We start from the raw sequence: 19,889 nt of genomic DNA on the forward strand, positions 1-19,889 counted from the left end.
TGATTTTGAGAGTCAAATAAATGAAGATTAAATTAACTATGGCTCAGGCCTTATTAAGATTTTTAGCTAATCAGTATGTCGTTCTGGATAATAATGAATACCGTTTCATCAATGGTGTATTTGGAATATTTGGCCATGGTAATGTAACCGGATTAGGTGAGGCATTGGAATACGATGCTCAGGGTTTAATTTATTATCAGGGACATAATGAACAAGGAATGGCTCACGCAGCAACCGCCTATGCCAAACAAAAAAATCGGCTAGGGATAATGGCTTGTACTTCATCAATTGGTCCTGGCGCTACTAATATGATTACTGCAGCGGCGACAGCGACAACCAATAGAATTCCATTACTGTTGTTGCCAGGTGATGTATTCAGTTGCAGGCAGCCAGATCCGGTTCTCCAACAATTGGAGGTGCCACATGACTACACCATATCTGTTAATGATTGCTTTAAGCCAGTAAGTAAGTTTTGGGACAGGATAACCAGACCTGAACAGTTAATTACAGCGTGTATGCATGCCATGAGGGTATTAACCGATCCAGTTGAAACAGGTACTGTTACTTTGTGTTTGCCTCAAGATGTTCAGTCTGAAGCTTATGAATATGAGGAATCCTTTTTTAAAAAGCGCTTATGGCGTATTGAGAGAGAGAGGATAAGTGATGCAATGTTGGTAGAGGCCATATGGCATATCAGAAAGGCTAAGCAACCATTAATCATTGCAGGTGGTGGTGTGCATTATTCACTGGCTTCGGAGACTTTATCAGAGTTTGCATTAAAACATCGCATTCCTGTTGCTGAAACCCAAGCAGGAAAAAGTAGCCTGGCAGCGAAACACCCCATGAACGTTGGTGGAATAGGTGTTACTGGATCTGAAATAGCAAATTCTCTGGCAGCTCAGGCTGACGTCATTTTGGTTATCGGGTCTCGATTACAGGATTTTACGACAGCTTCCAAATGGGCTTTTAAAAACCAGGACTGCCAAATCATTCATCTTAATGTATCACGTCTTGATGCCATGAAAATGAATGGAGTTATGTTAAAAGGAGATGCTAAAACTGGTTTGGAGCAATTGGGGAAAGAGCTGGCAGATTATCAAACCTCTCTCTCTTACCAGCAGTTAATACGTCATTATCAAAATGAATGGGCCCAAGAGTTAGATAAATTGACTCAGTCTTATTCTACAGAGCAGGCTGGGTTACACCAAACTACTGTTTTGGGACTACTCAATCAGTATGTTACTGAAGAGGATGTGATAATTAGTGCAGCAGGGAGTTTGCCAGGTGATTTGCATCGAATTTGGCAATCCAAAAAGGCAAAGGATTATCATTTAGAGTACGCTTATTCCTGTATGGGATATGAGGTTGCAGCGGGTCTAGGAGTACGTATTGCAAAAGAAAATCAGGAAGGAGAGGTCTACGTTTTAGTTGGGGATGGCAGTTTTATCATGATGCATTCAGAGCTTTTAACCGCCATTCAGGAACGCAAGAAAATTACAATTCTCATTTTTGATAATCATGGATTTCAGTGCATTAGAAATTTACAGGAAGGGAATGGTAGTCTGGGTTTTGGTAATGAATTTCGTTATAGGGAGCCAACTACTAATGCTTTAAATGGCGATTATTTACCCATAGATTTTTGTAAGTACGCAGAGGGATTGGGGGCAGCCACTTATTTTGTTAAATCCTATGAGCAATTCCGGACTACTTTAGACTCAGCAAAAAAACAGGAAAATACTACGGTTATTGTTCTTCCTGTATTACCCAAGACCATGAGTCAAGGATATAAAACTTGGTGGCGGGTTGGAGTTGCTGAGGTGTCTCAATCAGAATCAGTGAGTAAAGCTTACCAAATGATGCGAGAGCAAATTGAAACAGTTAGACAATATTGAAGATGGAAGTGAAGATGGGTATTCAAGTTGGTATCGCACCAATTAATTGGTGTAATGATGATGATCCGAATTTAGGTAAAGACATTAGTTTTGAGCAATGTATTAACGAAATGGCTATGGCAGGTTATTCTGGCACTGAGCTGGGGAATAAATACCCACGAGATGTAACAACGTTAAAGGCTGCTTTGGAACAACGAGGTTTACAATTATCCAGTTCATGGTTTAGCACTTATTTTACTGAGGCCAATGCTTTTGAAAAAACCGTATCAAGATTTCTTGAACACTTAAGTTTTATGCGCGCATTAGGTGCGTCGTATATCAATGTTTGTGAATGCGGTCATGCTATTCAAGGCACTGATTTACCAATATTAAGTGCTTATATCCCTCAATTTACTCAAGAGCAATGGAGTTTATTGATTCAAGGGCTGCATACCTTAGGCCGAATTGCTTACGACTTCAATATGAAGATTGTTTACCATTATCATGCAGGGACTGGGGTATTTTGGGAGAAAGATATTGATTTTTTAATGACCAATACCAGTCCAAAATTGGTTTCTCTACTACTTGATACAGGACATGCTGTCTTTTCAGGAATAGATCCGGTTAATTTAATAGATAAGTACGGTGATCGCATTTTGTATGTTCATCTTAAAGACATCCGCCCTGAGGTCTTGAGACGAGTTGAAATAGAGAGACTCAGCTTTATGGATGCAGTAAGAAGAGGGGTATTTACTGTGCCCGGTGATGGAGCAATTGATTTCATACCTATATGGGCAGGGCTGCAAAAACATCGCTATAATGGATGGATGATAGTGGAGGCAGAGCAGGATCCGGAAAAAGCGCATCCTTTGGAGTACGCCAAAAAAGCATATGATTATTTGCATTCATTTATTCATTAAAGAAAGACTAACGATTGAAGATTTAATAAAATTTACTTTATTAAAAATGCCAGGGAAGCTTAAGAGACATCTGTTTATAGGCTGAGATCTGGTTAAGTTCACTATAATAAGGAGATTATCCATGTCAATGAAGGATAAATTGATACAATCTACCATAAGTGCTTTTTTAGTTCTCATTGCATCAAACACAGCAATAGCAGAGGATTTGACTAAGGAGAAATGTTATGGTGTGGTTAAAAAAGGGATGAATGATTGTTCAACAGCAACTTCAGATTGCGCTGGGTCTTCAACCAAGGATAGCCAAAAAGATGCTTTTATTTTATTGCCCAAAGGGATTTGCGAAAAACTTGTTGGTGGATCATTGGATATGGGTAAATAAAACATTAATTTAATTTGGGAGTTGAATATGAAACGGATTTACAGGCATTTTATTGCTCCGATATTGGCAGTCTTTGCATTGTCATCTTATGTCTACGCAGAACCACAAACCTTGACCTTAGATAATCAGCATACTTATGTATTATGGAAGGTAAAGCATTTAGGCTTCTCAACTCAAGCTGGAAAATGGTATGCAAGCGGTCAACTTGTTCTTGATAAGGATAACCCGCAGCAGAGTAAAGTGAATGTTACTATCAAGGTCGATGATATCGTCACAGGTATACCCGAGTTGGATAAGCATTTGAAAGGTAAATTATTTTTTGATACCAAACAGTTTCCAACAGCAACTTTTGTTAGTGACAGAGTGGAAGTAACGGGAAAGAATAAAGCAAAAGTGTATGGGATGCTTACTTTGCATGGCGTCACAAAACCCATCATATTGAACGTGATATTGAATAAAGCAGGAATTAATTTATTAAATGACAGAGAAACAGCTGGGTTTAGTGCTACCACTTCATTAAAGCGTTCTGATTATGGAATAAAAGCTTTAATACCAGAAATAGGAGATGATGTTGAAATAGAAATAGAAGCAGAAGCCTATCTTGATAAGAAATATGGATAATCTATGCAATTAAAAAATACTTCAACCAGCTTTGGTCTGGTTGCGATTTTTTTCCATTGGATTATAGCCGCTTTAATTATTGGGCTATTGGGAGTGGGTTTATACATGGTCAGGATCCCTATTAGTCTTGAGAAATTAAAATTATATGGTTGGCATAAGGAGTACGGATTTCTGGTATTGTTTTTGGCTTTTTTCAGATTGATTTGGCGTTTGACTAATCAATTACCGGAATTAGCTATTCCCCTGTTAGAGAAAATTGCAGCTCGCAGCATGCACTGGGCTTTTTATTTTTTCATGTTTGCTATGCCCATCAGTGGATGGCTAATTACCTCGGCTGCAGGATTGCCTGCTTCTTTTTTTGGTTTATTTGTTTTACCTGAGCTTGTTGCGCCCGATGAGAATAGAAGAATTTTGTTCCAATTGATTCATGAATGGTTGGGTTATGCATTAATTATCGCCATAATCCTGCATGCAGCGGCGGCATTAAAACATCATTTTATTAATAAGGATGATATATTACGGAGAATGTTATAGTGAATGTCTATATTAAATCTTCCCTTTGGGTATTGATATTTTTTCTAAATACATTGATTTACGCCAGTAAACTCCCTGAATGGGAAATCGTGCCAGCACAAAGTGAGATTACTTTTACTGGTACTCAAAATGGTGCCCCGGTTACAGGGCGATTTAAGAAATTTACTGGTCAAATTTTTGCTGACCCTTCAAACTACAAGACAGCGTCAATTGATATCACTATTGATATGAATTCGATTGCAGCACCTTTTGAGGACATCGTAACGACATTGGCTTCCCCTGACTGGTTCAACGTCAAGACATTCCCTAATGCAGAGTTTAAAGCTTCAAAATTTAATCAATTGGATGATAAAACCTATGAAGCCGAAGGTATTCTAACTATAAGAGATAAATCAGCTCCAGTTACTCTGAAGTTTGTTGTGGATCAAATTTCTAACTATCAGGCTTTAGTTGAAGGTAGCTCAACAATCAAACGCAGTACATTCGGGGTAGGTCAAGGTGAATGGGCTAGTACTGATGAAATACAAGATGAAGTGATCGTACGCTTTAAAATAACTGCGACACGAAAAAAATAAACTCTAGGCTAACATATAATCAATAAATGAGTAGTCTATTATTTTAGATTTTAAAGCATTATCTGACCTGGCATTATGCACATGGAAGAGTTTTATCATGAAAATATAGAGTTTTAGTAACAAGATACGTAGAATTATTATTTTTATCGTTGATGCAAAAAGGAATTGTTCGTGTATTTAGGTTTCCCTGTTCAATCAATCTTGTTGTTTTTGTTTTTCAGCTTTGCTCCTTTGTTTGTTTTGGCGGCTGAAAAATCACCTCTGAATTTTTTTCTAAGACCCGATACGTATTTTGGATTTTCAGTTATTAGAGACACAGCTGATTACAATTTTAAAAGGAATGAAACCAGCCTAGAGCTCAATTTTACTGACTTTGATCATTTTGACTGGTATGGATCGGGACTTGGAGGAGAAATTTATTTAGGCTATGAAAAACTTTTCCGGACACATTATTATTTTGGTTTAGAAGGTTTTTTTAACCGCAGTTCCAATGAAGGAAAAATCTATTTTTTTGATTCTAACGAACTTTACTCAAGAATATTAAAGGGTTCATTTAAACAAAAATGGCAGTCTGGTTTAGCTGTACACCCTGGTATTTATTTGCCTTCTGTGGGAATCATCTATGGACGAGTAGGCTGGATTATCAGTGATGTCAACCTAAGTGGAAGCATTACTCAGAGTGGTCCTTTTGGTTCATTCAGTGGTAGATTTTCAAATACCAAAAAAAAGAATGGAGTTCAATTAGGTACAGGCCTCGAGTTGGAGTTAACTCAAAATTGGCGTTGCCGTGTAGAGTGGGATTGGAATCGGTTACAAGATTTTACCTTTGATACACAGGGTAAGGACTCTAATAATCACAGGTATCAAACGACCAGAATCGCCAAGCATCCAATTTTAGAACAATTCAAATTGGGTTTGAATTGGCGTTTTTCCTGATGCCATTCACGTCAATCTTAATAAATTTCTAAAAAATAAACTAAACTTCCATTATCTTCTAAATTAGATTGAATTAAATATTGCTGTGAGCAATATACCGTGAAGCAATAGTTGTCTTTGAAAGTGATTTATTGGTTGCCAATATTTCATCAGAAGGTGCAAAGGCTGCAGATGAAAATTAGAATAAAGAGTACGAGAGGACAATGTGTCTCCACAATAGACGAAGCGATACTGTCAGGCCTGGCAGGGGATGGCGGGTTATTTGTACCTGACAGGTTTCCTAATTTAACAATAAAAAAATTTTATGAATACGGTAATTTAATCGACTTTTCAGCTCATTTACTCTCGCCATTTTTTTCAGATAGTAAAATTGATGTAAATAATGCTTTTTTTCAAAAATTCCTCAACTTCTCCTTTCCGTTACATCATCTTTTTAAGAAAAGTTATGTACTGGAGTTGTTTCATGGCCCAACCCTGTCTTTCAAAGATTTAGGAACTCAATTTTTCAGTGAATGTTTATTGCATCTGATAGAAAACAAGAGCGCCAAAGTCCTGGTCGCAACATCTGGTGATACTGGCGCTGCGATTGGTCATGCTTTGCATGGGAAAAGCGATCTGGAAGGAATCATTTTATTTCCCAAAGATAAACTTACTTTCAGACAACAATCTCAAATTACTTGTTGGGGAGAGAATATTCGTGCATTGGCTGTTAATGGCAGCTTTGACCAATGTCAACAGCTGGTGAAGCTGGTATTTGCTAAAAGAGAACATAAAGGAATATTGACTACAGCCAATAGCATGAATATAGCCAGATTATTACCACAGATTATTTTCTATACTTTTACCAGCATTCAACTGGCATTAAGGCATAATCATTCTGTTAATTTTATAGTTCCAGGCGGAAACCTGGGTAGTGTTACGGCTTGTTATTGGGCAAAAATGCTAGGTTTTCCGATTGAGCAAATTTTAATAGCTAATAATACTAATAGTGCACTGAGCGAATTTTTGTTAACGGGAGCTTATCAAGCCAAATCGGTTACTAAAACATTGGCAACATCAATGGATGTAGGTGAGCCAAGCAATTTAGAGCGTTTATTCGTTTTATTTAATAATTATTCTGAATGTAAAAAACAGATGAATGCAGAATCTGTTAGTGATGAGCAAATTAAGCAAGCTATCCTACATTGTTACAATAAATATCATTATATAATTTGCCCTCATACCGCCACAGCTTATCATCGTCTAAGTACAATCAATCAGGACAAACCCTGGGTTATTGTGGCACCAGGGCACCCGGCCAAATTTGAAGAGGTATTAGAGCCACTATTGAAAAAAGAAATTCCTGTCCCGGAACAGCTGAAGGTCCTTTTAGGCAGAAAACAACATTATTCAATCATAGAGCCAAACTATCATTCTTTGTATCATTTCTTAGTTGAATGAAGGCCATTACATAAGTAAATTATTGTGATGGCATATAATAGCATCGGTTAATTATCACCATTGTAATTGATTGGCTCAAACTCATAAGCTTAGTCAGCATAATGATAGAATATTGAGCGATCACGCATCCTTTACTTATTTTTACTTCACAGATTAGGACATTTTTTTAAGTTTATAATATTCAGCTTAAGGTTAAATTAATATTAACTGTATATAATACGAACAATTTTATGTAAACAGGATTGAACTCATGGCTAAAATTTATAATGCACCAAAACCTAAATATAGTGGTTGGGAATGGTTTAAATTTATTGCAATTCGAACGGTTTTCCCCCCTGTTTTATTATGGGATTTAATAAAAATTGGGGCAAATAAACTGCTTGGTGAATGGGTTAGTGGTTTAGTGCTGCCAGCACAAAATGAAAATTTTGATGATTTAGCGGTTAGTGATGATACTGTAAGTAATTATAATGAAGACGATCTGATTTGTGAGAAACATGATGTAATTACTCATGATGGAGCGCATTTAGATACATTTGAAGTAAGGCATAGGTCACAAGAAAGTATCGATCCCAAATACCAAAAATATATTATCAATTTGGTAGGGAATGGTATGTGTTATGAACATATCATTGATGATATAAAAGAAGATTCGAAGGCTCTTAAGGCCAATGTTATTGGTTTTAATCTTCGTGGTGTTGGTCAAAGTACAGGCAAAGCCAAATCAAGTGAGGATTTGGTTGCAGATGGTATTGCACAAGTGCAAAGACTATTAGATCAAGGTGTTTCGCCACAAAATATTACCCTGAAAGGTCATTCTCTTGGTGCAGGCGTGGCTTCTTTGGTAGCGCAACATTTTCATCAACTTGGACAGCCAATTAATCTATTTAATAGCCGTTCTTTCTCTACTATTACTAATTTCTTAGTAGGGAATATGCGTTTAGAGCGTGATGAAATTGGTCGAGCAATAGGTCATAAAGACAGCACAGTAGGGACAATACTTGGATGGTTGGTTAAGCCCTTCATTAAATTCGGTGTTGCTTTAGCTAAATGGGAAATTAATGCAGGCAGTGCATTCAAGAGTGTTCCTGAAGCATATAAAGATTACATAGTGGTTAGGTCAAGAAAAGAGATAAGGGGTGAGCGTATCGATGATGCTGTGATTCCACATTATGCATCTATCCATAAAGAATTGACTTCTGAGCGGCATAAGAAAAAGGCGGAGATTGATGAAGAAATTGCAAATCTGGATGGTATCATTCGAAAAGCTGATCCTCTTGCGAAACCAGGGTTGGCTAATGCAAGAGACGCTTTAGTTCAAGCTAGGGAAAAAATCAAAAGTGACAGAAAAATGGAGACTGATGTACAATATGCAAATGGTCATAATTCAGACTGGAATGCATTGCATAATCGATCAGGTAAGAGCGCGCAGACTTTCTTTAGAGAGTTTGTTCAAAGAACAGAAGCGGATCATGCCGTAAAAAGTATACCAGAAATAAATTAGAAGCTTTTTATGATCCTCGTTGAACAGACGGGGATTTCTTTATTTCTGAAGAGTTTCAGCTACGATTCTAAATCAATGGCACCAGACTGTATTTATTCCACTCAAAATTTGTTTGCTGATTGCAGGTAAAATCATATATAACAAATTTATTCTATACTTTTTAAGGCACTATAAGTCTCTGATTTTTCAGCATAATAAGGATGATTGTCATGAAGGGAGTATGTCTGAGTCTAATTATTTGTCTTGTTGTATATCATGATGGATGGGCTGGGAAGCGTTTGCCAGAGCTTGATGATCTTTATCGTATACAAGATATCAGCGAGCCAGATTTGTCACCAGATGGAAAATGGGTTGCCTATACTGTATCCCAATTAAGCGCCAAAGATAACATTTCCACTACTGAGGTATGGAAAGTATCAGTGGATAGTAAATCCAGTCAACGAATTACCTTTGCAGAAGATTCATCAAGCTCGCTACCCAAATGGAGTCCTAATGGTAAATGGTTAGCTTATTTATCCGATGGCGGAAAAGTGGGTACGACACAAATTTGGATAGCATCTGTCCAGGATAATAAAGAACATCAATTAACTCATATTGATGGCGAAGTGAGCGATTTTACATGGTCCCCAGATTCTAACAGGATTGCATTTATAGCTCAGAAGAGTGATCCATCTGATGAGGAAGAACAACCCATAGTTGTAGATAGATATCAATTTAAGGTTGATGGTGTCGGTTATCTTGGTAAGGGAAGAGATCATTTATATTTGGTTGAACTTAAGAGTAAGGCTATTACTAAACTGACTGATGGGAATCATGATGAATATTTACCGGCCTGGTCACCTGATGGAAAATACATCGCGTTTGTCACAAAGCGTGGTAAAGATCCGGATAGGCATTTTAATTATGATATTTATTTGATCGAACCCAAGTCTGGGGCAAAAGAGCGGCAACTCACTCATTTCCCCGGTAGTGATATGAATCCTGATTATGATTCAAATCTTTCGTGGAGCCCGGATAGTTCAAAAATAGCTTATCTTCGCAGTAATGAACATCAATGGACCTATTACTCTCCCAATCAATTGGCAATTATTGATATCAATACTAAAGATGAAAAAATCATTGCACCTCGGGATAATTGGTATTACAAGCCAAAATGGTCTCAAGATGGCAAATTTATTTATGCATTAATAGAAGAAAGTAGAAACACCTATTTGAATCGCATAGACATTCATTCCGGCCAGGTAAAAAAATTGACAGGCGGCTTGCGCTATGACATGGATTATTCGCTTGCCAAAGAGAAAATTATTTTGTTAACAACAGATGATACACATCCCTCTGAATTATTTATTTTGAATTCTGGATTAATTCCTTTAACACAACATAATAAAAAGCTATTGGATGAAGTTAAATTTCAACCCGCAGAAGACATACAGTGCAATAGCTTTGATGGAACAAGAGTTGATGGATTATTAATGAAGCCAGCTGAATACCAGTCGGGTATTTTATTTCCTGGTTTTGTCTATCTGCATGGAGGACCAGTCTATCAATTTAGCCATGAATTTAACTTTGATATGCAGTGGATAGCAGCCAATAATTATGCCGTCATTGCTCCTAATCCAAGAGGGAGTTCCGGAAGAGGGTTTCATTATGCAAAAGCAATTTTTGCAGATTGGGGTAATTTGGATGTAAAAGACATATTGGCTTCTGTTGATTATGTCATAGGGAAGGGAATGGTCGATCCGAATCGTTTGGGAATAGGAGGATGGAGCTACGGAGGAATGCTAACCAATTATGTCATAGCTACAGATAGCCGTTTCAAGGCGGCTATATCAGGTGCTGGAGCAGCGAATATTTTAGCTGGTTATGGTGTCGATCAATACACCCCGGAATACGAGCTGGAATTAGGAAAACCCTGGGCCAATCCTGAATTGTATCTAAAATTAAGCTACCCTTTTCTTAAAGCGAATAATATAAAAACACCTACATTATTTTTGTGTAGTGGCCTGGATTTTAATGTACCTTGTGTTGGGTCAGAACAATTATACCAAGCTTTGAAATCACTCGATGTGCCCACACAGCTGGTTATTTACCCCAATGAATACCATACTTTGGAGAAACCAAGCTTTGTCATCGACAGATTAAAAAGATATACCAACTGGCTAGATGCTTATGTTAAATAACAATCCTGCATAGTCGGTCAAAACAGAATGGTAATGAGTCCAATAATTAAAAAAGCGCATGCAGCTACAGCATGAATTATTTTCATGGGAATTTTATGGGAAAATAAATTTCCAAAATAAACAGCTGGTAAATCAGCAAGTAGCATTCCAAGGGTTGAACCGGCAATAACCAGAAGCGGTGAACCATAGTGTGCTGCCAGTGCAATGGTTGCAATTTGCGTTTTATCTCCTGTTTCTGACAGAAAAAAAGTGATAAACGTTGCTCCAAAAACACCTAGATATTTGGAAATTTTTTTTTCATCCTGTTCAATTTTATCGGGTATCAGCGTCCATATTGCCATCAGAATAAACGATATGCCAAGTATCCAGCGCAGGACATTCGGCTTTAATAAAGTGGTAATCCAGACCCCGATAAGTCCAGCCAAAGAATGATTTATCAAAGTAGCAGTCAATATTCCAAAAATAATGGGCAATGGCTTTTTAAATTGTGCTGCCAGAAGGAAGGCGAGTAATTGTGTTTTATCACCAATTTCTGCAAGGGTAATCACCCCAATTGATACGATTAAAGCTTCCATTGGAAAGTATGTAAGGAATCTAAATGAATCATTATACCTCTATTTTGCAATGAAAGAGAGGAAACAGTTATTAATTCAAATAAAAACTCATTGGCAGGTATATACTTAAAATATTACGTGCCGGTGAGTCAAATTGGGGAGAACATGATGATTAATCCAATTGAATACCATCCCAAAGGAGATAAAGTCAATTCAGACTATTTTAATGAATATAAAACCAAGATTTATGAAAGGCGCTTGTCATCCGGACTTGAGGATTTATATGGTGATATGTGTGGGGTAGTTGTTCAGGTACAAACGGGAGATGCTATTCCATATATTAAAGAACTCTATTCAATGACTCCTTATCGATATTCTCGAAGTTATATAAGTGATACACATAAAATTTATTGTTTACTCAATACCAAAAATTCTCCTGCCTTTTTGGTGCTTGAGCCCCTGGATCATAATTTTAAAGACGATATCACAAGATTAAATAAGATGTATCCCAACTCAAGAGCCAAATTTAATGCTCGTTATGTAGGTGAGATTTATAAATGCAAGGATAAGGATGAGACGCGTAACATATTAGTTTCTCATGATTTTAATTTTCATAATCCTGATATGACTGAAAACAAGTTCTATTGTAATAAGCATATTCATTTTACCCGGTTATCGGATTTTACCTATAACTGTGTTGGGTATACCGACGATAATATTTATGATTTTGACTGTCTGGAATTGGGACAACGATTTTATTTAACCAAAGAACAAGAGGCGATGCTGGATGCGAAAGATCAGGAAAGCCACGATAATGGGATCAAGGACTTGATCAAAGGCATTGACCATATGGCTACTCGAATCCTGGCTGGTGAGCGTGAGGATGCTATTTTAGAGTTTTTATGTTTATCCAAATATTATTTTTGGGGTGCTTATAATATCTATGATATGAACTCCTCTACCAATGTAAATAGAAATCCACACGGACATGACATCAAGTCGCCGGCAAAAGTGTTTACTGCTAACAACACTCCGTTCATGGTGAATTCCTTTGAAAATCTCCCTATGCCCACAGAAACCTTTGTGCGTAACTACGGAAGAAGAATGCATCATATTGCTTATGAAGTAAAAGACGGGGATCACTCTTCTGGTAAAAAGAATATTGATTTTGTCGTTGAAACTCTTCGAGATAAATTAAATATTGAATTTTTAGCTAAAGTATTTGGGGCTTGCTCGGATTCGCCTGATTTAAAGCAAATTTTCTCCAAACACTCCATTTATTCCATATTAATTACTGAATATGTTGAAAGATGTCACAATTTTGATGGATTTTTTACCAAGGAAAATGTAGCCGCATTAACGGAAGCGGCCAGTTTGGATGAGACTACCAAGCAACAACATAAAAAGGCCTCTATTATTGGAGATTAGTAAAGTGGTTAATTACTTTGAATGATAATTCCAAAATTTAGGCAAGGTATAGCAACATACAGTCACTCCTATAATACATAAAATACCGCCAGATATTAATGCAGCAGGTATGCCTAAACCTGCTGCAACAAAGCCTGCTCTGGTATCACCCAGTCTTGGGCCGCTCAAATAACTAATCATTTCAATTCCAGACAGGCGGCCTCTCAATTCTTGCGGGATGGTATGATTCCATAAGCTGCTTCTGAAAATACCACTAATGGCATCAAATGCTCCTGCAAGAGCAAGAAACAAGAGAGATAACCACAAAGAAGTGGTGAGACCAAATCCGATAATTGCCACTCCCCACAAAGCAGCAGCAATTGCGATCGCTTTTCCATCATGAGTAATTTTTGCGGTCCAGCCACTAACAAAAGAAATAATCAGCGACCCTATAGCTGGAGCAGCATAAAGCAGTCCTAGTGTTTTAGCTCCTCCAAATTGTTGGGCAATAGCGGGCAACAATGCATTTGGCATAGCAAAAACCATCGCAAAGAAATCAACGAAATAACTACCCATCAGCTCTTGTCGGCGCAAAGCAAACCCTATACCCTCTTTCAAAGAAACTATAATGGAGGGATGCTCTTTTGCTAAAGGCTTGGGTATGGTGTGCATTAAGCTCAAATTGAGAAGTGAAATGATAAAGGTTAATAAATCAATGAGATAAGTGATTACAATACCATATTGCGCAATAATCAGGCCAGCAGCAGCTGGTCCAATAATCATACAAAAGCTGAATTTGAAGCTGCCAAGAGCACCTACTTTCTTGTAATCCTCTGGTTTCACGATTTGTTGTATCACGCTATCAAACGCAGGCCTATGTAAACCTGTAATGGCGGACATTAATGAGGCTATTATAAATATCAAGCTAACATTTGGATTAACCAGTTTGGAATTGAAAGCCAGAAAAAGACAACCAACAGCAAGTAATAATTCACTAATGATTAGCAATCCGCGTCGGCTATATCGATCAGCAAACACTCCACCAAGCAATGCAGTAATCAGTAGAGGCAGTAATTGTGCCAAGCTGAGTAATCCTACCATCATGGTCGATTCGGTCAAATGATAAATTTGATAGGGAAGGGCGACACTGGTAATCATTGTGCCTATGAATGAAATGAATTGGCCCAAATAAAGCAAAGTAAAGTCGCGATTTTTTTTAAGGATGGATAAATCTAGCAAATGACTCATATTGGCAATCTGTAAATTATAGTGGGGTGAATTATAAAGATTTTGAGATATGAATTTTAAGCTCTTTTGATGAAACAGTACAGAAATTAATAAGATCAGAGTATAAGAGCATTGAGCAGAACTTATGAAAAACCTCACGATCAAGGCAAAAAATGTTTTTAACGGAGAGTCTTAGATAAGCTAAACGACTGAATTAAAAACATTTCCTGACAATGAGATTGGGTATTTCATAAATCCTGCTTAATCTGGGTGTGCTTGGTTAACCAGTACAGTGCAATATCTATTCTCTTTGCTATCCATATATTTTGAAATTGTCGAATATAGCTTAGAAATTCATTAAGAGCATGGCAACGATCAGGTTTGCCGCTTAAACGCGGATGTAAACCAATAGTCATGATAGATAATCGACCTTCTTGATAAAGGTAATCAAAAGTATTTTTAAGGCGTTGATAGAAATCCTGTGCTGTGACAAAGCCGGGAGAAATTGTGAAACGAAAATCATTACAGTCTAATGAGTATGGGATTACAAGATGCTTGTTAATGAAATAGGGGAGTTCATCGGCGTAACTATCTGAATCATAAACAAACCCACCAATTTGAGTTAGCAGATCGCGGGTAAATGGACTTCTTCTTCCAGTATACCAGCCCAATGGCCTTTGTCCAGTAAGTTCCTGCAAGGTATCAATACAGCGAGAGATGTGTTTTTTTTCCGTTGCCTTACTTTCTTTTGAATAATCTATCCATCGCCATCCATGTCCAGCAACTTCATGGTTATGACTTGCAAGATAGCTTGAGAATTCAGGATTTAATATTAAGGCATAACCTGTTACGAAAAAAGTCAAGGGGATGGAATGCTTGTCAAAAAGACGGATTAAACGCCAGATCCCAACTCGACTTCCGTATTCATAAATAGATTCGATACTATAATTCCTTTCTGAATTTCCTTTAGGAACGAAAGGAAAATCACTTCCGTAAAATTCAGCTTTTGTATCACCGTTAAGTGGAGTTAACTCTGCTCCTTCTTCGTAATTAATAACAAAATTAATAGCGATTTTAGCCTTATTGGGCCAGGTCAAATTAATTTGTTCTGATCCATATCCAGTGAGATCTCGGGTCATGGTTTATCCCAATTCAAAAGTAGTAATTCCATAAATGCTTTCTTTTTTAACCAGGGGTTCTCCTTTTAAATACATACGTGCTGTAGCGAATACCTTCTCCATTTGATATTGACTGGCCAGCTCAATTGCTAAAGGGTTATTCTCTGGAATATCCAGAAATATCAATTGACCCTTAGCATATGGGACCAAATTAGTGAAAAGTTGGTTTGCAATTTTCGGAGTGTCCGCAAATAGTGGTCCAATCTTAAATCCTTTATGACAGGTTCTGATAACACCATAACCCTTAATTTGGCCATCAATTAAATAAGCCAGAGCCAAACTTTGTGGCTGATTTATCCAGCATTTTAAAAATTGAGGACGAGGTGCTGGAAAATGTAAGCGGTCATAGGATGATAATTGCGAAAAATCGATTTGATTTAATGGAACAATATGAGGTTCAGCTGATATTGGTTTTATTGTCTTATTAAGACAATATCTGGCGTTATTATGTACTAATTGATAACCAATGCGGGCATATTTATCCAGCATGTTGATCACACCATCAATTCCCGCGTTTCTGTTACCAATATAAGCTAGTCTTGCTTTGGTTAATTCCAAGCCATAACCTTGATCCCTATAGGACTTATCAACAATATAGAAACCACAAAAAGCAAAAAAATCATCATAGATAACAGCAGAACCAATGGCTATCGTTTTTCCATTCAGCTTACCTGCAAAAAAACCATGAGGATCAGTTTGATAAAAGCATGTCGCATCATGAATTCCTGGATTCCATCCTTCCCGGGCAGCCCAGGTTATAGCAAGATTCACTTCATCCTGATTCATTGTTTCTATAAGATAATCTTTTATCATGACGATCCCTGTATTCTTTAAAAATAATTATAGTTATAAGTAAGCGTTTTTTCTTACCTAGTCAGACTTCGTGATATCAGTTCCCTTATCTTATTGGTGGCTTCTACTCCATGAACGGGTAGTTTATCTGAATTGAGTAAACCGAGTTGTACAAGAACAGATGCCTGATCCCAATAAATATGTTCGCTTATGATTTTTCTATTATGAAATCTGGCAATCGCAATTAGAGGAATTTCTACACGTTCTCCATTAGGCTCGATGCCATTTAATATCCAATCCATCCTGATATTATGAGTAAATTTAAAAATGAGTTCATCTACAATTTGATGAGTACCTACTGTTCTTGAAATCAGTTCAACCTCAGTATCATCCGGTTTTTGGGGTATAAACAATTGGCTGTAAACTTGTTTGACTTCTTCTTGTCCAAATCCGACTGCCATGGTAGGTATGTTATTGACATAGGGATTGTCTTCCATGGTTTTCATAGTATCTGCAACATTTTTAGTGTCAAATTCATAATGAGTATGATTTTCCCATACTTGAACCATGTATTTTTGTTCTTCAGTCAGAGAATCTTCTGTTATTGTGTTCATATCGTTTTAATCCTTTAAAAAGATGTCTGTATCCTTAATTTAGACTAAAAAGACTATTTTTTCTGATTGAATGGTAGTCGTCTTTATGATTTAGCCCTAATTATCTGGTAGTCTATAATGAGAAGATTAATGGAGGAAAAGCTAGGAAAAATTATGATGCCGCGTTTGACCTCTTCCACTGCAACACCCAGAAAAATCAGGTTATTTTTACAGCAACTTGAGAAAATACCCGATTTTCATGGTGAGATTGATGAAGCTTTAAGTAGCCGAATTGTTTTATCAACGGATAATAGTGTTTATCAAATTATTCCTGAAGCCATTATTTTCCCTAAAAGCGAAAATGATATATCTCATATTTTTAAATTAGCCAGTAGCGAGCAATTTCGTGACTTAACTTTCACCCCCAGGGGTGGCGGCACTGGAACTAATGGCCAATCATTAAATGCTGGAATAATCATCGATTGTTCTCGTTTCATGAATCATATTGTGGAGATAAATCCGGAGGAAGACTGGGTTTTGGTCGAGCCTGGAGTAGTTCTTGATCAATTAAATGAATATCTGAAACCTTATAACAAATTCTTTGCGCCTTCTTTATCTCCGAGTAATCGCGCTACCATTGGAGGTATGGTCAATACAGATGCCAGCGGCAAAGGCTCAAGATTGTATGGAAAAACCAGTCAACACGTACTTGCGTTGACAGCAGTATATCTTGGAGGAGAAGTCCATACCAGTGAAGAGATAGATATCAGTCTTCTTGATAATATGAAAAAATTACCAGGGCAGGTAGGGCAGTTTTATAAGCAATTGGATAAGACTGCCCAGGAACATCGAGGGGCGATTGACAGGCAATTACCTAAATTGCATCGGTTTGTCACTGGCTATAATTTAGCAAAAATTTATTCGGATGATGGAAAGCGATTCAATGCCAATTATATTCTGAATGGTTCTGAAGGCACTTTAGCCTATGTCACTAAAATCAAATTAAAATTAACGAATATACCCAAATACAAATGTCTGTTTGTTGTTTTGTATCCTTCATTTAGCGACGCTCTTGAACATGCAAAGCATTTGGTGGCATTTGAGCCAGAAGCCATTGAAACAATGGATGGAACGATTTTAAACCTGGCCAAGACAGATATTATTTATCATTCTCTGAAATCCTTTCTGTGCTCTGGAAGCAACGCCCCAGTCGATGCAATCAATTTAATTGAGTTTGTGGCAAATGATGAAAAAGTATTATCACAACATGCGCAATTATTGAAGAACACTTTAAAAGGTACTGATTTTCACTTTATCACTAATCATGAGGATATTATCAATCTTTGGGAGCTTAGAAAACGCACTGTAGGACTTTTAGGTAAAGTAAAGGGTGTAAGAAAGCCCATATCAGGGGTTGAAGATACTGTGGTTCCTCCTGAGCGTTTGGCTGACTACGTCAAGGAATTTCGTGCCTTACTTGATTCTCATGGGGTTAGTTATGGGATGTTTGGTCATATTGATGTAGGGTGTTTACATGTTCGACCTGAATTGAACTTGATGAATGCAAAAGATAGGGAAATCTATTACGAAATAATAGAAAAGGTAGCGCAACTTGCCCATAAATACGGTGGGGTATTGTGGGGCGAGCACGGTAAAGGATTTCGAAGTGAATTCGTGCCTGCATTTTTTGGAGAGGAACTCTACAATGAACTCAGGAAAATTAAATCAAGCTGTGATCCTTTCAACCAATTAAATCCAGGAAAAATTGCCGTCCCCTTAGGTAGCCATGATTCACTTGCCAGCATCCGTTCAGAAAAAACCAGAGCAGATGTGGACAGTCAAATTAACTACCAGTTCAGAGATTCTTATCAATTACCTTTAAACTGCAATGGAAATGGAGCGTGTTTCGATTATAAATTACAAGATGTGATATGCCCTTCTTATAAAATAAGCAGGGATAGAATTCATTCTCCTAAAGGAAGAGCCAGCTTGGTTAGGGAATGGTTAAGGCAATTAAGTGCTTTGACAGGAAAGCGTGAATTAACATGGCCGTTGAAAAAGCAATTAAATGCTTACAAAAGGAATCACGGCCAATATGATTTTTCCCATGAAGTTTATACTGCGCTAGAAGGATGCCTGGGATGCCAGGCATGTCGTTCTCAATGTCCGGTTAATATCAATGTTCCTTCGTTTAAAGCAAAATTTTTGCAAACCTATCACACACGATATTCTCGCTCAATAAAAGATTATCTTATTGCTTACAGCGAACGTGTTGGATATTTTCAAAGCCTGTTTCCAGAATTAACTAATTTCTGTCTCTCAAGTAAATTAGTGAAATATTGTTTACATAAATACGCAGAGTTGGTTGATCTCCCTTTGTTTAGTAGTCCAAATCTGAAGACACTCTTAAAGGCAAATAATATTCCATGGCTTGATTTAAACCATTTACCTGTCAGTGAGAAAACTATAATTTATATACAGGATTGGGTGACCAGTTTTTATGAAGCTGAACTTGTGCTGAAAGCTTGTCAGTTAATAAAAAAACTGGGGTTCCAGGTTTATTTATTACCTTGGTTTGAAAATGGTAAAACTCTGCACGATAATGGAATGCTTCAGTCATTTGCAAAAATTACCAGAAAAAATGCTTTAATGCTTAAAAAGATATCAGATCATGGATTGACCATGGTAGGACTTGATCCTGCCATGGTATTAACCTATCGATATGAATATTCTGAATATTTGCACGAAAACTACAATAGCAAAATCCTGTTGATTCAAGAGTGGCTCTCGCAAATACTGGGTAATGAAAAAATCAACGAGTTACCAATAAAAGCTAATGAAAAGCTTAATCAGTATTTATTGCTAAGTCATTGTATAGAACAGGCAAATTGCAGTGAAGCTTTAATACAGTGGCAGAAAGTCTTTCAATTTTTTGGATTGACTCTAGTTGCTGAAAAAACAGGGTGTTGTGGTATGGCTGGAGCTTATGGACATGAGTCAATCCATCAACTTAATTCCCATGGCTTGTTTGATTTATCATGGAAGAATTATTTTGAAGACAGTACTGGTTTATCTAATATTTTAGTCGATGGCTATTCATGTCGAGCACAAGTCAAACGATTAACTGGTTTAAAAGCTTCTCATCCTGCTGAAATATTACTGGGATTATTTGAATAGG

The 19,889-nt window shown here is 37.2% G+C and carries 17 protein-coding genes; 12 read left to right on the forward strand and 5 right to left on the reverse strand.

Features of this window, described 5'->3' with window-relative positions:
* Window positions 1-20 precede the first annotated feature (20 nt).
* The 10 genes from iolD (at window position 21) to OQI99_RS04350 (ending at window position 10,960) form a co-directional block, all read left to right on the forward strand.
* Complete coding sequence (gene iolD, locus OQI99_RS04305; RefSeq protein WP_265731368.1) at window positions 21-1,892, forward strand: 3D-(3,5/4)-trihydroxycyclohexane-1,2-dione acylhydrolase (decyclizing); 1,872 nt, start codon at window positions 21-23, stop codon at window positions 1,890-1,892.
* A gap of 2 nt (window positions 1,893-1,894) precedes the next feature.
* Window positions 1,895-2,791, forward strand: a complete 897-nt coding sequence (gene iolE, locus OQI99_RS04310; protein WP_061512623.1) for a myo-inosose-2 dehydratase — start codon at window positions 1,895-1,897, stop codon at window positions 2,789-2,791.
* Window positions 2,792-2,912: 121 nt separating this feature from the next.
* The gene (locus OQI99_RS04315; protein WP_265731369.1) at window positions 2,913-3,170 is read left to right on the forward strand and encodes a DUF2282 domain-containing protein; all 258 of its coding nucleotides are present in this window, start codon (window positions 2,913-2,915) and stop codon (window positions 3,168-3,170) included.
* Window positions 3,171-3,197: 27 nt separating this feature from the next.
* Window positions 3,198-3,791: a YceI family protein gene (locus OQI99_RS04320; RefSeq protein WP_265731370.1), complete on the forward strand. Its 594-nt coding sequence runs from the start codon at window positions 3,198-3,200 to the stop codon at window positions 3,789-3,791.
* Window positions 3,792-3,794: 3 nt separating this feature from the next.
* Window positions 3,795-4,325 (forward strand): cytochrome b, encoded by a 531-nt coding sequence (locus OQI99_RS04325; RefSeq protein ID WP_265731371.1) that lies wholly within the window; start codon window positions 3,795-3,797, stop codon window positions 4,323-4,325.
* A complete protein-coding gene (locus tag OQI99_RS04330; RefSeq protein WP_265731372.1) occupies window positions 4,325-4,900 on the forward strand; it encodes a YceI family protein in 576 nt (191 codons plus the stop codon). Before OQI99_RS04325 ends, OQI99_RS04330 begins: the two co-directional genes overlap by 1 nt.
* Before the next feature lie 171 nt (window positions 4,901-5,071).
* Complete coding sequence (locus OQI99_RS04335) at window positions 5,072-5,836, forward strand: outer membrane protein (RefSeq protein ID WP_265731373.1); 765 nt, start codon at window positions 5,072-5,074, stop codon at window positions 5,834-5,836.
* 171 nt (window positions 5,837-6,007) lie between these two features.
* Window positions 6,008-7,276 carry a threonine synthase gene (gene thrC / locus OQI99_RS04340; protein WP_265731374.1) on the forward strand — a complete coding sequence of 423 codons (1,269 nt, stop codon included), beginning with the start codon at window positions 6,008-6,010 and terminating at the stop codon, window positions 7,274-7,276.
* A 250-nt stretch (window positions 7,277-7,526) separates the two neighbouring features.
* A complete protein-coding gene (gene sidB, locus OQI99_RS04345) occupies window positions 7,527-8,780 on the forward strand; it encodes a Dot/Icm T4SS effector SidB (protein WP_265731375.1) in 1,254 nt (417 codons plus the stop codon).
* A gap of 209 nt (window positions 8,781-8,989) precedes the next feature.
* The gene (locus tag OQI99_RS04350; RefSeq protein WP_265731376.1) at window positions 8,990-10,960 is read left to right on the forward strand and encodes a S9 family peptidase; all 1,971 of its coding nucleotides are present in this window, start codon (window positions 8,990-8,992) and stop codon (window positions 10,958-10,960) included.
* Window positions 10,961-10,977: 17 nt separating this feature from the next.
* Here the strand turns inward: OQI99_RS04350 and OQI99_RS04355 are convergent, their stop codons facing one another.
* Window positions 10,978-11,535 carry a TMEM165/GDT1 family protein gene (locus tag OQI99_RS04355; RefSeq protein WP_061512632.1) on the reverse strand — a complete coding sequence of 186 codons (558 nt, stop codon included), beginning with the start codon at window positions 11,533-11,535 and terminating at the stop codon, window positions 10,978-10,980.
* Between the two features lie 90 nt (window positions 11,536-11,625).
* Between OQI99_RS04355 and OQI99_RS04360 the strand changes: the two genes are divergently transcribed.
* Complete coding sequence (locus OQI99_RS04360; RefSeq protein ID WP_265731377.1) at window positions 11,626-12,942, forward strand: lpg1639 family Dot/Icm T4SS effector; 1,317 nt, start codon at window positions 11,626-11,628, stop codon at window positions 12,940-12,942.
* A gap of 12 nt (window positions 12,943-12,954) precedes the next feature.
* Here the strand turns inward: OQI99_RS04360 and OQI99_RS04365 are convergent, their stop codons facing one another.
* From OQI99_RS04365 to OQI99_RS04380, 4 genes are all read right to left on the reverse strand, one after another.
* Complete coding sequence (locus tag OQI99_RS04365; protein ID WP_265731378.1) at window positions 12,955-14,169, reverse strand: MFS transporter; 1,215 nt, start codon at window positions 14,167-14,169, stop codon at window positions 12,955-12,957.
* 227 nt (window positions 14,170-14,396) lie between these two features.
* Window positions 14,397-15,287 (reverse strand): polysaccharide deacetylase family protein, encoded by an 891-nt coding sequence (locus OQI99_RS04370; protein ID WP_265731379.1) that lies wholly within the window; start codon window positions 15,285-15,287, stop codon window positions 14,397-14,399.
* Between the two features lie 3 nt (window positions 15,288-15,290).
* On the reverse strand, window positions 15,291-16,139 hold the full coding sequence (locus OQI99_RS04375) for a GNAT family N-acetyltransferase (RefSeq protein WP_265731380.1): 849 nt from the start codon (window positions 16,137-16,139) through the stop codon (window positions 15,291-15,293).
* Window positions 16,140-16,192: 53 nt separating this feature from the next.
* Window positions 16,193-16,732, reverse strand: coding sequence for a hypothetical protein (locus OQI99_RS04380; RefSeq protein ID WP_265731381.1), 540 nt, complete (start codon window positions 16,730-16,732; stop codon window positions 16,193-16,195).
* Between the two features lie 153 nt (window positions 16,733-16,885).
* Here OQI99_RS04380 and OQI99_RS04385 point away from each other — a divergent pair, with 153 nt between their 5' ends.
* Entirely contained in the window at window positions 16,886-19,888 is a 3,003-nt protein-coding gene (locus tag OQI99_RS04385; RefSeq protein WP_265731382.1) for an FAD-binding and (Fe-S)-binding domain-containing protein, read from the forward strand.
* The last annotated feature ends 1 nt before the right edge of the window (window position 19,889 follow it).

Source organism: Legionella sp. PATHC039, from assembly GCF_026191275.1.
GTDB classification, from domain to species: Bacteria; Pseudomonadota; Gammaproteobacteria; order Legionellales; family Legionellaceae; genus Legionella; species Legionella pneumophila.

Bases quoted from the DNA above. Each gene is read 5' to 3' on its own strand.
- iolD (WP_265731368.1), top strand. From the start codon at position 21: ATGAAGATTAAATTAACTATGGCTCAGGCCTTATTAAGATTTTTAGCT.
- iolE (WP_061512623.1), top strand. From the start codon at position 1,895: ATGGAAGTGAAGATGGGTATTCAAGTTGGTATCGCACCAATTAATTGG.
- OQI99_RS04315 (WP_265731369.1), top strand. From the start codon at position 2,913: ATGTCAATGAAGGATAAATTGATACAATCTACCATAAGTGCTTTTTTA.
- OQI99_RS04320 (WP_265731370.1), top strand. From the start codon at position 3,198: ATGAAACGGATTTACAGGCATTTTATTGCTCCGATATTGGCAGTCTTT.
- OQI99_RS04325 (WP_265731371.1), top strand. From the start codon at position 3,795: ATGCAATTAAAAAATACTTCAACCAGCTTTGGTCTGGTTGCGATTTTT.
- thrC (WP_265731374.1), top strand. From the start codon at position 6,008: ATGAAAATTAGAATAAAGAGTACGAGAGGACAATGTGTCTCCACAATA.
- sidB (WP_265731375.1), top strand. From the start codon at position 7,527: ATGGCTAAAATTTATAATGCACCAAAACCTAAATATAGTGGTTGGGAA.
- OQI99_RS04350 (WP_265731376.1), top strand. From the start codon at position 8,990: ATGAAGGGAGTATGTCTGAGTCTAATTATTTGTCTTGTTGTATATCAT.
- OQI99_RS04355 (WP_061512632.1), bottom strand. From the start codon at position 11,535: ATGGAAGCTTTAATCGTATCAATTGGGGTGATTACCCTTGCAGAAATT.
- OQI99_RS04365 (WP_265731378.1), bottom strand. From the start codon at position 14,169: ATGAGTCATTTGCTAGATTTATCCATCCTTAAAAAAAATCGCGACTTT.
- OQI99_RS04370 (WP_265731379.1), bottom strand. From the start codon at position 15,287: ATGACCCGAGATCTCACTGGATATGGATCAGAACAAATTAATTTGACC.
- OQI99_RS04375 (WP_265731380.1), bottom strand. From the start codon at position 16,139: ATGATAAAAGATTATCTTATAGAAACAATGAATCAGGATGAAGTGAAT.
- OQI99_RS04380 (WP_265731381.1), bottom strand. From the start codon at position 16,732: ATGAACACAATAACAGAAGATTCTCTGACTGAAGAACAAAAATACATG.
- OQI99_RS04385 (WP_265731382.1), top strand. From the start codon at position 16,886: ATGATGCCGCGTTTGACCTCTTCCACTGCAACACCCAGAAAAATCAGG.